Below are 12215 nucleotides of genomic sequence, written 5' to 3' on the forward strand. Positions count from 1 at the left end.
CGGTGGTCACTCGACGTCTTCGGGCAGCGCGTCGGCGGCTTCGCGGACCTGGCCGACGGCGAACATCGCGCGCAGCCGCCCCGGGGTCTGGTCGCCGCGCTCGGTGTTGACCGTCGGCCGGCCCGGCCGCACGCTGCCCCATACCGCGGCGTGCCTGGCCGCCGCCCGCAGCTCGGCCTCGGCCTGCGCCAGATGCTCACGGGCCTTCTCGACGCACGCGGCGAACGCGGCGTTGGAGTGGTCACGGATCGCGGACGGCTGCGCCCTGGTGGCTTCGCACAGTGCCGTGTGCGCGGCCTGGGCGTCGGCGACAGCCTTGTCCGCGACCGGCTTCAGGGTGTGCTTGTCGGCGACGGCCGCGACGTTCACCGCCCGCCGCGCCTCACCGGCTGCGAGCTGCGCGGCCTCGTACTCCTTGAATGCCGGGCGGAGCGCTTCCGGCAGTTGTTCGGCCTTGATCGTGACGGTGGTGGACATGGGTCTCCTTCGGTTCAGGCGCCGGAGGCGCTGAGGGTCTGGTTGCTGAGGGAGTCGGCAAGGTTGCGGAGCTTCTGGGCGTGCCGATACGCGAGGCCCTTCCGCCGGGCCGCAGCAAGTTCCGCGCGGCGCTGCTTCTCCGCCTCCGCCTTACGACGGGCCTGCTCGATCCGCTCGCGTACGACGTCGTTCACGTCCACGGCTGCACCCCCGCATTCAGCCCCGCCTCGATGGCCGCGTTCCGGGCCTTCAACTCCGCGAGGAGAGCCGCGTACTCCTCCGCGTCACGGGCCCGCTCCTCCCGCGTCATCAGGCGGTGCTCGTCCAGCGGCGGCACCGGCATTCCCGCCCGCCGCTTCCCCTCGATGGCCATCACGTACAGCTCGGGAAGCGGCTGCGCACCCATGGCGCACGCGGCCCTGTGATGCACACACATCGGCTCGTCGTCCTCGCCCGGCCGCCCGAACTCCAGCCACTGCGCCGCAACGTTCAGGAAGTCGCCCATCAGCTCGGCCCGTCCACGAGACGCAGATGCTGGGCCGCCGCGCGCCGCGCATCGATCATTCGGTCCCCGCTCACACCGGCCGCGGTGAGCCCGGCCTCGATCGCGCCGATCACCGCCTCCGCCTGCCGTTCCGACACGGCCGTCAGCCGTTCGTCGATGTTGAGACGGGCGATCGTCGCCAGCACCGAGCACGCGCGGTCCGTTGCCCGCTCGAACAAGGTGACCTCGGCGCGCAGCTGCTCCGTGCCGTTCGCCGCACGGAAGCGGATGCTCTCCAGTTCGTTCACGAGGCGGGCGGTCGCCTCCTGCCAGGCGAGGACCTGCCCGCCGAGCTTCAGCAGGGCGGCGAGCGGGTCGCCGACGGGGGTGACGTCGAGGTCGGCGAGGAGCTTCTGCACGTCGGCTTCGGTCTGTCGGCGCACGGCCGCGGTCTTCGCCTGAGGTGAGGCGCCGCCGTGCATGCGGCAGCGGGTGGCCGCGTTCATCGGCGGGTTGGAGCAGGGCAAGCCGTCTCGGCAGCGGGCCCCGCATGTCGTCGGCATGGGTTCCTCCGGGGTGGTTGGTGGTCGGGGGTTGTCCATGGGTCTCCGGTTTTCGGGGGGTTCCATGGGTCGGTGGCCGGGTGATGCATGGGGTCGGACCGTTTCGGGGCGTTGCATGGGGTGGGGGCCCGGCCGCCGCGACGACGACCAGGCCGGAGACGGGTCAGCCGGCCTGGCCGACGCTGGCGAGGAACTCGGCGTTCTTGACGGGATCCTGGAGTTCGCGGGCGTCGGCCTCCCACACGGCGCGCGTTCGAAGGACGTTGTCCCGGTGGTCGGCGCACGCCACGGCCCGGAGGGTGCTGACTTCCGTCGGGCGCTGCTGGTCCACGGTGTTGCGCACAGCGATGACCGCAGGCTTGCGGCAACTGCCGTGTCCGTGGCTGCACTCGCCAGTACGGACGGGGATGGTCTGCACGATGAACGTGGTGTCGCGGTCGTCGCCCAGCGGGATGACCGTGACCTGGTCGGTGCGGGTAAGGAGTTCGTCGACGTGGCACGGCTGGTCGAGCGGGCATCGGCACGCGAAGCGCACGTCGGCCTCGACGACGGCGGCCAGGCAGGCGAGGTCGGGGTTCTCGTCGAGGTGTTGGCGGTAGAGGCTGAGGGATTCGGCGAGGGTGTGCCGTACCCCGCAGATGGGGCATGGGGTCTTGCGGCCGTTGTCGACGGGGTGCGGGTTCGCGAACGGCGACTCCGCCAGGTGTGGGCGTCGGCGTCCGGCCCAGTGGGCGCGGTCGGGCAGTTGGGGGTGGAACGTGTCGCCGGTCACCTGCACGCGGCGGGGGTGCGGGGTGTGCATCGGGTTCTCCTCCGTGGTGTCCTTGGGGGTGGCCGGCCCGGTTCCCGCGGGCCGGCCGTTCTCATGTGCGGGTCAGGCGCTGGGGAGTGGCAGCAGCGGCATCTCCATGACGTCGGCCGCCTTGATCAGGTCGGCGGCGATCCGTCGGGCCTGCTCTGGGGTGAACAGGAAGACGGGCGCCTCGGCCTCGATGCGGATGGATCGCTCGCTGGTCTCGGTGTCGATGACGGAGGCGACGTCGAGCGGGTCGCCGTGCCGGTCGGTGTGAGTGCTCACGGTGCTGCTCCTTCGGGTTGGTTGGGCGTCGCGTTGGTTGGCCGGCCGCCGGGTGACGGCCGGAAGTCAGGGGTCAGGGTTCGGGAGGATGCCGATCGCCCTGTACGTAAAGGGGAATGAATGACATACATGGCAAACATGGGGATGACCTGCGGTTTTGAGGTGACATTTATGGGTGACACGCGGTGACACGGATGGCATGAATGGCTGTCCATGCGTGTCACCATGCGTGCCATGTTTGTCACCTGACCCGTATGGCATCGCCGCAGGTCACGGCCATGTCTGTCATTCGTGCCATGTGTGCCATGGGGGTAATGGGGCGGGCGTTCACGACTCGTTTCCGTCCTCGGCGAGGGCCTCCGGAAGGCTCCACGTGGAGCGCCGGTCCTTGCCGAATCCGGACTGCTGCATCGACACCCCGAGCTTCCGGCGGGCGCGCTGGAGACTGGACTCGCTGATGCCGTCCTTCTTCGCCGCGATCTTGACGTCGGCCGCGAGGTCGGAGCCGCCCTGATCAGTGAGGTAGGCGCGCAGCCATACGACGGTTTCGTTCGTCTCACCGCGGTTGGTGTCCGGCATGGACTCGTCCCGCATGACCTCGCGCACGCTGGTCGTCGTCTCGCCGCCGAGGACGAACCGGGAGACGTGCGACGGACCCTCGTCGGTGTCGATCGTGACGGGCTGGATCGCGTACTCGTACGAGGGGAGCCCGAGCCGCCCGAGGTTGTTCTTCTCCAGCGACATGACGAACCGGTCGGGCTCGTCACGCTCGCCCTCTTCCTTGGCGAACGCGATCAGGCTGCGGATGAGCTGGCCGAAGGCGCCGGATCCTGCAACGCGGGCGAGCGGGTCCGCTGCCCCAGACTTCGTGAAGTGGGCCAGGCCCAGGATCGTGAAGCGGTGCCGGTCGGCCGCCTCGACGAGAGGCTCCAGCGCCTGCCGGACCTCGGCGGCCCGGTAGTCGTTGACGCCCTTGTCGATATACGACAGCAGCGGGTCCATGACGAGCAGGGCGACGCTGTGCCGCTCGGCTTCCTTCGCCAGCAGGGACGTGTCGATCGGGAGCGTGAGCCGGGCGTAGACCCGTTCTTCGTCCCGTACGGAGACGTGGAACACCATCTCCATGTCCGCTCCGGCGGCCAGCAGGCGGGGAGCGATGGTGAAGGACCATGAGTCCTCGGCAGCGGCGTAGATGACCGGGCGCGGCTTCCCGTACAGCTCGCCGGGCAGCGTGCCCGTCGTGATGCGCGCGGTCATCCACACGGCGAACTGCGACTTCCCGAGCCCCGGGCCCCCGGCTGCGATCGCCAGGGAGTGCAGGGGGATCCGGCCGTGGCTGGTCGGCGGCGCCCCTTCCGGGGTCGTGTCCCACAGCCAGCGGACCGGCCGGATCCGGATCCCCGAGGCGGGCCGCAGCAACAGGGCCCGCGGCTGTGCCTCAACTTCGGCATCGGCCGGACCGCTGCCCACAGGTGTGGAAATGGGTCCGGCCTGACACTGCACGTGCTGGCACGGCAGGTATTGCCCGTGCGACTCGCACATGCCGAGCGCCGCGCCCATAAGGTTCGCGGCCAGGTCGAAGGTGTCGGTCACGCGGCCACGTCCGTCCGCTGGACGTCGACCTGACGGCCGTCCACGTGGCACCGATACCAGCCGGGCCGTCCCGGTAGCGCGATGGGCGGCCATCCGGGCGTGGCCTGAACGGGCTTGGCCGGCTTCAGCCGGGCCAGGGCATCGAGTTCGGCGAGGGTCCTCCGACCGGCCAGGGGCTCCCGGTTTCGGTATGCATCGCGGAACCAGGTCATCAGCTCTTGTTCGTCTCCGTAGCGGCGCCACATTTCGGCGGCCGTGATCATGGCGGCGGCCTTGCGTGGGTCGCCGTTGGGGAGTTCCTGCCACTCGCGATTTCCGTACTTGGGCGGGTCGCCTTGGCCGTCGAGGAGTTCGCTGACCCTGGCGGATGCCCACAGGCTGACCGGGTCGGCGTCGCGGGAGATCTGGCTCATCGCTGCACCTCCCGCTCGTTGATGACCTTGTCGGCGGTCATCTGGACCTCTGCGGAGATCCGGCGGGCGGTGGTCCGTACGAGGTGCGGAGAGGGCTGCTCGCCGAGAATCTGCTGTACGGCTTCGCGGAGTTGGGTCCAGGGTGCGCGGGCAGCGGCGAGGGCGGAGCGGAGGGTTTCGGTACCCGCAGGGGTGCCGTCGGCGGCGGCCGCCGGCTGGTCGTTCTTCACGGTGCGTCCTTGGTCGCGAGGCGAAACCGGCCGGTGCGGGTTGGGTTTCGGAGATGAGGCGGCTTCGCGATGGGCGGATGCGGTCGTGCGGGTTGTGGGGCCCGGTCGCCGCACCCTCGCGCCAACCACGAGCAGGCGGCGGATACGGCGACCGGACGGCGGGTCACTTGCCGGCGACCTGCTCGGCGGCAACGACGGCGACCTCGACCTGATCGGCCAGCGCGTCCATCTCGTCGGCGAACTTCCGCAGATGGACCGCCTTCTCGCGAGCCTGGGCCGGGGTGAGGGTCTCGCCCATGAACCCGATGTGCGGGGTGCCCGCGGAGACGTGTACGAACTCGGCCCAGATCTCCGGGTCTTCCCGCCGCGTGGCGCTGGGGACCGTGTATGAGTGGCCAGCGTGGTCGTAGTGCCGGCCGTGCTCGTCGACCGCGTCGCCGCTCTCGCCGTCCTCGACGATGCAGAGGCCGGGGTAGACGTGGCAGGCGTTCGGGGCGCTCTTGGCGCGCTCCCGGGCGAACACCTGCATGAGCCGGTCGAGGGTGGCGGCGGGGTTGGGGGCGACGGCCAGGAGGAGCGCCATCTCGTCGTGGAAGCGCTCCACGGCCGGGGTGTGGACGCCGCGGGCCTTGGCGAGGTCAGCGACCTCGTTCCACGTGTCGAGCATGCGGCGCCGGGTGGCTTCCGCCCCGTCCTCGTTGATGAACTCCGCGACCTTCACGCCCTGCTCGGCGAGCTGGGTGCTGACCCACTTCTCGGCGTCAGCGAGGCTGATCCGCTTCGGGTCGTAGACCGCCTCGTAGCCGTACCCATAGTCGAAGTCCGTGTCCGTGGTGGCCCAGTACTCGCAGGGCACCGCCATGCCGGTGGTGCGGCCGATGGCGACGTTGACGGTCTTGGTCACGGCCTTGAGCCGGGGCTTCGATGCCTGACCCGCGAGCATGCACGGGATGCCGTCGGCGGACGCCTGCCCGGCAGGGGCGATGGCGGTGACGGTCCGACTGGTCTTAAGCTGAGTCACAACGTTCTCCGTTCTGATGCGGGCCCCGGGTAGCTGGCGAGCTGATAGCCCGGGGTTTCGTCTTGCGGTTGATCGTTTGAGGCCCCCCTCTCGTCGGCACCTCTAATGCCGGCGCGAGAGGGGTCGTTTCATGCGGCAGTCGACTGCCTGCCGGGCCGCTTCCCAAGGAGGGCCTTGATGCGGTCCTGCTGCTCGGGGGAGAGCGGCGGCGCTTCGTCGGCGAGGGCCTGGGCGTATTGCCGGATAGCCTCGCGCTCCTGCTCGGAGACGGCCATCAGGTCGCGTCCTTGCAGGCTTCGAGGGCTTCGGCGTAGTCGTCGAGCCGACTACCGTCCGGGGTTCGGCGCCCCGCTTCCCAGTGGGCGATGGCCGTCCGGTCGACTCCGAGGATCTCCGCGAGTTCCTTCTGCGTGAGTCCCGCGCGCTTCCGAAGAGCAACGCGTAGCGCTGGTTCGGGCAGCGAACGGCGCACGTGAATACGGGCCTTAACCCGCTCTGTCACCTTCACGTCACCATCTTCCCGCCTGGCTTAGTGACGTGTCAAGCCACCATCCAACATGGTTAATCGGTCATTCCGGCGGCCCGAGATTGACGTCAATTCACCAACTCGGGAACCTAGGGGTATGACCCCCAACCCCCCACCGACGATGGGCGACCTGCTGAAGGCGGCAGAGCGCGCTTACCAAGGGTTTCCGATCACATTCGAGGAACCGACTCCCCAAGAGTTGGAGGCGCACGAGCGGCGCTTCGCCTACGAGGGCCCCGAATGGGCCGTGAGCGGCCGCGTGCGGGACGAGGAGGGGGGCCCGAGGCTCCTCAGTCTGGAGATCCGGCCGACGGATCCTGACGGCGCGGTGAGCGCCGCGCTCGTGCGCGGCATTCCCGTGGGGAAGATCGTCGGTTCGCTGCGCACCCGGCTGGTCCTGGACAGGTCCTATCGCGAGGGAGTCCGCTACGACTCACCGTCTGGGTTGCCTTCCGGCTACGAGTACACGCCACTCGTTGAAGGCCCGCCGAAGCCACAGCGACGCGGCGGGAAGCCCGCCGTAACTGATGAGCGACTCCGTGCGGTGGCAGAGGCGTACCTCGCTGAAACGGCGCCGGGTCAGCCGGCGCGGCCCTTGCCGCGGCTCGCCGAGAAGTTCGGGAGCCCGGAGGAGACCGTCCGTACCTGGATCGCCCGAGCCCGCAAAGAAGGATGGCTCGCCCCTGGCGTAAAGGGGCGAGCTGGGGGCGAACCGGGGCCGAAGCTGCTTGCGGCGCAGCTAGCCGAGCTTGAGCAGGAGAATCCAGGGCTCATCTCGCATGTCGAGGTAGACCAGGACGGGAACGTCACGGACATCAGCAATTCGAGTGAGTAGCCTCCGCTCGACTACTCCATGCCGCGCTTCGGAACGATCTGAACCGTACGAGGATCGAACGGAGCGCGGCCCGGTTGGCCTGGCAGGATCGTCACGGTGATGAGTGTCTCGACCACGGCGCGGCGGCGGTCCAACGGCAGGTCCTCCCATGCCTTGTTGGGGTCCTCGGCTGTCACGATGTCGACCAGCGTCCGCGCGCGCTGCGGGTGGTGCATCTGCCCTTCGACCTCCGCCAGCCGCTCCTTGATCCGCCGTGTTGCACGACGGAACTCGACCGAGTCGGCGTCGTCGTCCTCCGCGAACTCGTCCGCCAGGCCGCGGAGTCGTGCCCGCAGCGAGACGGCTTTGGCGCGCAGCTGGGCTGCATCCGGCGCTTCAGCGTCCAGGAGGAGGCCGATCGCGTCCGAGCGTGAGAGACGGCGGACGACGTACTCCTCGACCGTGAGATCGATGGGTTCCGTGCCCCGGGCCAGATGCTTGGTCCTTCGGCAGCGGTAGATCGGCTGCGTCAGCGTCGGGTTCTTTTTCGTGCCGCCGCGAGACCCTGACGTCACGGTCGTCCCGTCGTCGCACACCCCGCACCGCGCGATCCCGGACAGCAGCCACCGCCGGCCAGGACCGGGGCTGGTGGCGCGTCCGTCGTCCTCAAGAACGTGCTTTGCTGCGCGCCACGTTGCTTCGTCAACGATGGTCGGCCAACTGCCTGGGAACAGTTCGCCGCGGTACTCGCGCAGCGCCGCGTACCGCTCGTTCAGCAGTAGGTTCCGCACGGCGTTGTGCGTCCACGGCCGACCGTTGCGGTTCGGCCGCCCCCGCTCGTTCAGGCCCGCAGCGATGCCGGACAGGCTCGCGCCCGCCAACAGATCGTCGAACATCTGGCGCACGTCGTCGGCCTCGTCGGGCACGATCTCGTTGCCCTTGCTGGTGTAGCCGTAGCAGCGTGGCCCGGTCGGGGGGACACCCTTCTCGACGCGCTGACGCATCTCCCGCTGCTCGCGCTCGGACATCTGCTCGACCTCGAAGGTGTCGACCTCCCCGAGCAGACCGGCCAGCAAGCGACCCGAGGCGGTTGTGAGGTCCAGCTCGGGGCCCTTGACGCACAGCACGCTGACTTCGTGCCTGCGCAGGATCTCCATGCCCTCGGCGCGCTCCCTGCGGTTCCGCCAGAAGCGGCCGAGCGCGTAGACGATGATGACGTCCACCTCGCCGCGCTGCACGGCATCCATGAGTCGTTCGTAATCGGGGCGGTGCTTGCCGTGGGTGGCGGACTTGTCGTTGTCCTGGAAGCGGCGCTTCTGGAGGGGGATTCCGCGCTGTCTGGCCAGCGATTCCGTGTCCTCGCCCTGCCGGATTACGCCGTCCTCGTCGCCTGTGTCCGCCTTGCTGATGCGGGTGTATGTGGCGCCCTTGCTAAACGGGGTCATGCAGTGCAGTATAGGCACGCGTGCGTGCAGCCCCGGTAGGGGTTCACCGTCCATTCGAACGGCATCCGGGAGGCGCCCGGCACCCGGTTCACGATCGTCCTCGCCCGGACCTCGTGGAAGGTCATGCCGCGGAACTCGGGCGTGTCGAAGGTCCGGCTCGTCACCATGTCCGCGCCGAACAGCGCGGCGTCCCGGGCCGTGGCGGGGTTCTCGGCCAGATGGTCCCAGCGCATGGACGCCTCCTCGGTTGCTCTCCCGCCAGAATAGAACACATGTTCCCTTGATCGTGCGAACTGGTTTTCGAACATCGTGTGGAGGTCTCGTCGGTGGTCCTCCGGGCGGACCCCCGGGGTACCTTGGGGCACCCCGATTTGGGCCCTCCGGCCGGGGGGTGGTTGGCTTTCCGCACATCCCCGAGTTACCAAGTGCTGGAGGAAGTGCAATGGCGCAGGTCGAGGCCACGACTGAACGAGTCGTCGCGGCGGACGCGGAGACGGTGTTCGACACCCTGGCCGACTACAGCGGCGCGCGCGGGAAGCTGATGCCGCAGCACTTCAGCGAGTACGAGGTGCGCGAGGGCGGCGACGGCGAGGGCACCCTCGTCCACTGGAAGCTCCAGGCCACCAGCAAGCGCGTGCGCGACTGCCTCCTGGAGGTCACCGAGCCCTCCGACGGAGAACTCGTCGAGAAGGACCGCAACTCCTCCATGGTCACCGTCTGGCGGGTCACCCCGGCCGGCGAGGGCGGCTCCCGCGTCGTCGTCACCACCACCTGGCAGGGCGCCGGCGGTATCGGCGGCTTCTTCGAGAAGACCTTCGCCCCCAAGGGCCTCGCCCGCATCTACGACGCCCTGCTCGCCAACCTCGCCGCCGAGGTGGAGAAGTAGTCTCCTGGCCGGGGGAGCCGCGTCGCCGGCGGTGCCCGGCCCAACGAACGCACCTCGGGGGCGCGTTGCCGCCCTCACCGGTTCGAGTGGATCTCCATGACGGGCGCCGGAATGCCGTAACTCGTCGCACTTGCCGACAGTTCCCGCTTATCGCGGGAATTGTGCGGTAAGTGCGACGAGGGGAGCGGTACGCATGAGCGCGATCACACTGGTGAAGGACGATCCGGCCACCACACCCGCGACACCACCACCGGCGGACGAAGCTCCCCCGCACGGCCCGCACCGCGTCCGGCTCGTCTTCTTCGCCCTGCTCCTCGTCCTGCTCCTCGCCGCGCTGGAGCAGATGGCCGTCGCCACCGCCCTTCCCGAGATCGTCGGCGAACTGCGCGGCGCCGACCGGATGTCCTGGGCGATCACCGCCTATCTCCTCACCGCGACCGTCACCCTGCCCGTCTACGCCGCGCTGAGCGGACTCCGCGGCCCCAAGGGCGTGTTCCAGTGCGCGCTGGTGCTCTTCGTGACCGGCTCCGCCCTCGCCGGACTCGCCCGGGACATGGACCAGCTCATCGCGTTCCGCGCGCTCCAGGGCGCCGGCGCGGGCGGCCTCATGATCGGTGCGCAGGCGATCGTCGCCGCCGTCGTGCCGGCCCGGAGACGCGGCCGCCATCTGGGCGCCGTCGGCGCCGTGTTCGGCCTCGCCTCCGTCACCGGGCCGCTCCTGGGCGGCTGGCTCACCGACCACCTCTCCTGGCGCTGGTGCTTCTACGTCAACGTGCCCTGCGGGCTCGTCGCCCTGGCCGTCGTCACCTTCGCGCTGCGGCTGCCGAGGACCTCCGCCAGGGGGCGGCTCGACGTCCTGGGCACGCTGCTGCTCGCCGCCGCCTCGACCTGTCTGGTTCTCCTGGCCGGTTGGGGCGGTACCTCGCACGCCTGGAACTCGCGGCTCGTCCTCGGTCTCGCCGCCGGCGCGGTCCTGGCGACCGCGCTCCTCCTCGTCGTCGAGCGGTTCGCGATCCAACCCCTTTTTCCTCTGCGGCTGTTCAGGAACCCGGTCTTCGTCGTGAGCGGCCTGGTCGGGATCACCGTCGGTCTCGCCCTCTTCGGCACCGCCGGTTACCTGCCCACCCAGCTGCGGATGGTCGGCGGGATCTCGGCCACCGAGTCCGGGCTGCTCATGCTGCCGATGACGGCCGGCATCGTCGGCGCGTCCGTCGTCTGCGGCCGGCTCATCGCCCGCACCGGGCACTACCGGACGTACCCGGTCCTCGGCAGCGCCCTGACCACCCTCGGTGTCTGGCTGCTGTCCCGCCTGGAGCCGGACACGCCCCGGCTGCAGTTCGGCATCTGGACGGCCCTCCTCGGCGCCGGTATCGGCATGGTGATGCCCGTCCTGGTCCTCGCGGTGCAGAACTCCGTCCGCCCCGCCGACCTCGGGGCCGCCACCGCCGCCGGCGACTACTTCCGGCAGCTCGGCGGCAGTGTCGGCGTGGCCGCCTTCGGCGCGCTCCTCACGACCCGCCTCGCCGAGCGCCTGCCGGAACGTGCGGGCGGCGTCCTCCCCGACCCCCGCTCCCTCACCCCAGGACTCGTCCACGCCCTGCCCGCCCCGCTGCGCGACGCCCATGTCGAGGCCTACGCGCAGACCGTGCCGCGCCTCTTCCTGTACCTCGTGCCGGTGCTCGTGCTCGGGGCGCTCGTGGCCTGCTTCCTCCGGGAGAGGGCGCCGTTGGCGGCCCGCGACGACGCCCCCGGCGGCCCCGCGCCTGCGTCGGCCCCCGCCCTGGTGCCCGCCGCCCGGGTGCCGCAGACACGGGCCCCCTACGAGCCCGGGGTCCCCGTCCGCGGCACGGTCCGGCAGTCCGACGGCACCGTCGTACCCCGCGCCGCGCTCACCCTGATCGACGGCACCGGCCGGCAGACCGGGCGCGGCGCCGTCGGCGAGGACGGGCGGTACGCGCTGTCCACCCCCGGGCCGGGGGCGTACGTGCTGATCGCGGCCGCGGGCGGCCACCAGCCGCAGGCCGTGAGCGTCACCGTCGGGGACGGCCCCGTCGACGTCGACATCGTGCTCGGCGGCGCGGGGCGTCTGGCCGGGACCGTACGGACGGCGGACGGGCGGGCGGTCGGCGACGCGACCGTCACGCTCACCGACGCGCACGGCGAGGTCGTCGTGACCACCCGCAGCGGGGCCGAGGGCGCCTACCTCATCACCGAACTGGTCGCCGGGGACTACACCCTCGCCGTGAGCGCCCACTCCCACCGCCCGGCCGCGCTCCCCGTCACCGTCCGGGCCGCCCGCGAGACCCGCCGGGACGTCGAACTCGCCGGGGGCGCCGTCCTGCGGGGCACGGTCCGCGCCGGGAGCGGCAGGCCGGTGGAGGAGGCGCGCGTGACGCTCCTGGACGCCACCGGGGACGTCGTCGACACGATCACCACCGGCGTCGACGGAACGTTCCGGTTCGCCGACCTCGCCCCCGGCGAGTACACCGTCATCGCCACCGGATATCCCCCCGTCGCGACGGTGCTCCAGGTCGCCGGCGGCGGCACGGAGCGGGACCTGCGGCTGGGGTACGAGGACTGAGCCCACGTCCTCCGGGGAGGCCGGTGACCGGCCTCCGGGCAGCCGGTGATCGGCCGACCGGGGGGTGATCAACCGGTGTTCCTGCGACCGCGCGCGCATGATCG

General features: G+C 70.5%; 16 protein-coding genes and 1 pseudogene. 3 read left to right on the forward strand and 14 right to left on the reverse strand.

All coding sequences use genetic code 11. The features are described from left to right. Window positions 1-6 precede the first annotated feature (6 nt). The 12 genes from H4687_RS36835 to H4687_RS36890 form a co-directional block, all read right to left on the reverse strand. On the reverse strand, window positions 7-477 hold the full coding sequence (locus H4687_RS36835; protein WP_046917554.1) for a hypothetical protein: 471 nt from the start codon (window positions 475-477) through the stop codon (window positions 7-9). A 14-nt stretch (window positions 478-491) separates the two neighbouring features. After that, on the reverse strand, window positions 492-677 hold the full coding sequence (locus H4687_RS36840; RefSeq protein ID WP_046917553.1) for a hypothetical protein: 186 nt from the start codon (window positions 675-677) through the stop codon (window positions 492-494). Continuing rightward, window positions 668-982: a hypothetical protein gene (locus H4687_RS36845; RefSeq protein WP_046917552.1), complete on the reverse strand. Its 315-nt coding sequence runs from the start codon at window positions 980-982 to the stop codon at window positions 668-670. Before H4687_RS36845 ends, H4687_RS36840 begins: the two co-directional genes overlap by 10 nt. Beyond that, window positions 982-1590, reverse strand: a complete 609-nt coding sequence (locus H4687_RS36850; protein ID WP_404819299.1) for an HGGxSTG domain-containing protein — start codon at window positions 1588-1590, stop codon at window positions 982-984. Before H4687_RS36850 ends, H4687_RS36845 begins: the two co-directional genes overlap by 1 nt. A 97-nt stretch (window positions 1591-1687) precedes the next feature. Further along, window positions 1688-2326, reverse strand: a complete 639-nt coding sequence (locus tag H4687_RS36855) for a DUF4326 domain-containing protein (RefSeq protein WP_050399351.1) — start codon at window positions 2324-2326, stop codon at window positions 1688-1690. A gap of 72 nt (window positions 2327-2398) precedes the next feature. Next, window positions 2399-2602, reverse strand: coding sequence for a hypothetical protein (locus H4687_RS36860; protein ID WP_046917550.1), 204 nt, complete (start codon window positions 2600-2602; stop codon window positions 2399-2401). A gap of 327 nt (window positions 2603-2929) precedes the next feature. Further along, window positions 2930-4195 (reverse strand): AAA family ATPase, encoded by a 1266-nt coding sequence (locus H4687_RS36865; protein WP_050399352.1) that lies wholly within the window; start codon window positions 4193-4195, stop codon window positions 2930-2932. Beyond that, complete coding sequence (locus H4687_RS36870) at window positions 4192-4608, reverse strand: hypothetical protein (protein WP_046917549.1); 417 nt, start codon at window positions 4606-4608, stop codon at window positions 4192-4194. Before H4687_RS36870 ends, H4687_RS36865 begins: the two co-directional genes overlap by 4 nt. Beyond that, window positions 4605-4838, reverse strand: a complete 234-nt coding sequence (locus H4687_RS36875) for a hypothetical protein (RefSeq protein ID WP_046917548.1) — start codon at window positions 4836-4838, stop codon at window positions 4605-4607. Before H4687_RS36875 ends, H4687_RS36870 begins: the two co-directional genes overlap by 4 nt. Window positions 4839-5001: 163 nt before the next feature. After that, complete coding sequence (locus H4687_RS36880; RefSeq protein WP_046917547.1) at window positions 5002-5859, reverse strand: hypothetical protein; 858 nt, start codon at window positions 5857-5859, stop codon at window positions 5002-5004. A gap of 128 nt (window positions 5860-5987) precedes the next feature. Next, window positions 5988-6134, reverse strand: coding sequence for a hypothetical protein (locus tag H4687_RS36885; RefSeq protein ID WP_159026218.1), 147 nt, complete (start codon window positions 6132-6134; stop codon window positions 5988-5990). Next, window positions 6134-6361 (reverse strand): helix-turn-helix transcriptional regulator, encoded by a 228-nt coding sequence (locus H4687_RS36890; RefSeq protein ID WP_159026217.1) that lies wholly within the window; start codon window positions 6359-6361, stop codon window positions 6134-6136. The genes H4687_RS36885 and H4687_RS36890 overlap by 1 nt, the downstream gene beginning before the upstream one ends. 121 nt (window positions 6362-6482) lie before the next feature. On the opposite strand from H4687_RS36890, the gene H4687_RS36895 reads away from it, so the two are divergent. Then, entirely contained in the window at window positions 6483-7220 is a 738-nt protein-coding gene (locus H4687_RS36895; protein WP_159026216.1) for a COG3415 family protein, read from the forward strand. Window positions 7221-7231: 11 nt separating this feature from the next. On the opposite strand, the gene H4687_RS36900 is transcribed toward H4687_RS36895, so the two are convergent. Next, window positions 7232-8644 (reverse strand): recombinase family protein, encoded by a 1413-nt coding sequence (locus tag H4687_RS36900; RefSeq protein ID WP_046917544.1) that lies wholly within the window; start codon window positions 8642-8644, stop codon window positions 7232-7234. Beyond that, window positions 8644-8877 (reverse strand): annotated as a pseudogene (locus H4687_RS36905) (Rv2578c family radical SAM protein); the annotation flags it as partial. The pseudogene H4687_RS36905 and the gene H4687_RS36900, both read right to left, overlap by 1 nt. 209 nt (window positions 8878-9086) lie before the next feature. Here H4687_RS36905 and H4687_RS36910 point away from each other — a divergent pair. Both H4687_RS36910 and H4687_RS36915 read left to right on the forward strand, forming a co-directional pair. After that, a complete protein-coding gene (locus tag H4687_RS36910) occupies window positions 9087-9530 on the forward strand; it encodes an SRPBCC family protein (RefSeq protein ID WP_005482334.1) in 444 nt (147 codons plus the stop codon). 193 nt (window positions 9531-9723) lie between these two features. Continuing rightward, entirely contained in the window at window positions 9724-12111 is a 2388-nt protein-coding gene (locus tag H4687_RS36915) for an MFS transporter (protein ID WP_050399354.1), read from the forward strand. Window positions 12112-12215: the final 104 nt, after the last annotated feature.

Source organism: Streptomyces stelliscabiei, assembly GCF_014873495.1.
Classification (GTDB): Bacteria; Actinomycetota; Actinomycetes; order Streptomycetales; family Streptomycetaceae; genus Streptomyces; species Streptomyces bottropensis.

Bases quoted from the DNA above. Each gene is read 5' to 3' on its own strand.
- H4687_RS36835 (WP_046917554.1), bottom strand. From the start codon at position 477: ATGTCCACCACCGTCACGATCAAGGCCGAACAACTGCCGGAAGCGCTC.
- H4687_RS36845 (WP_046917552.1), bottom strand. From the start codon at position 982: ATGGGCGACTTCCTGAACGTTGCGGCGCAGTGGCTGGAGTTCGGGCGG.
- H4687_RS36850 (WP_404819299.1), bottom strand. From the start codon at position 1,590: ATGGAACCCCCCGAAAACCGGAGACCCATGGACAACCCCCGACCACCA.
- H4687_RS36855 (WP_050399351.1), bottom strand. From the start codon at position 2,326: ATGCACACCCCGCACCCCCGCCGCGTGCAGGTGACCGGCGACACGTTC.
- H4687_RS36870 (WP_046917549.1), bottom strand. From the start codon at position 4,608: ATGAGCCAGATCTCCCGCGACGCCGACCCGGTCAGCCTGTGGGCATCC.
- H4687_RS36885 (WP_159026218.1), bottom strand. From the start codon at position 6,134: ATGGCCGTCTCCGAGCAGGAGCGCGAGGCTATCCGGCAATACGCCCAG.
- H4687_RS36895 (WP_159026216.1), top strand. From the start codon at position 6,483: ATGACCCCCAACCCCCCACCGACGATGGGCGACCTGCTGAAGGCGGCA.
- H4687_RS36900 (WP_046917544.1), bottom strand. From the start codon at position 8,644: ATGACCCCGTTTAGCAAGGGCGCCACATACACCCGCATCAGCAAGGCG.
- H4687_RS36910 (WP_005482334.1), top strand. From the start codon at position 9,087: ATGGCGCAGGTCGAGGCCACGACTGAACGAGTCGTCGCGGCGGACGCG.
- H4687_RS36915 (WP_050399354.1), top strand. From the start codon at position 9,724: ATGAGCGCGATCACACTGGTGAAGGACGATCCGGCCACCACACCCGCG.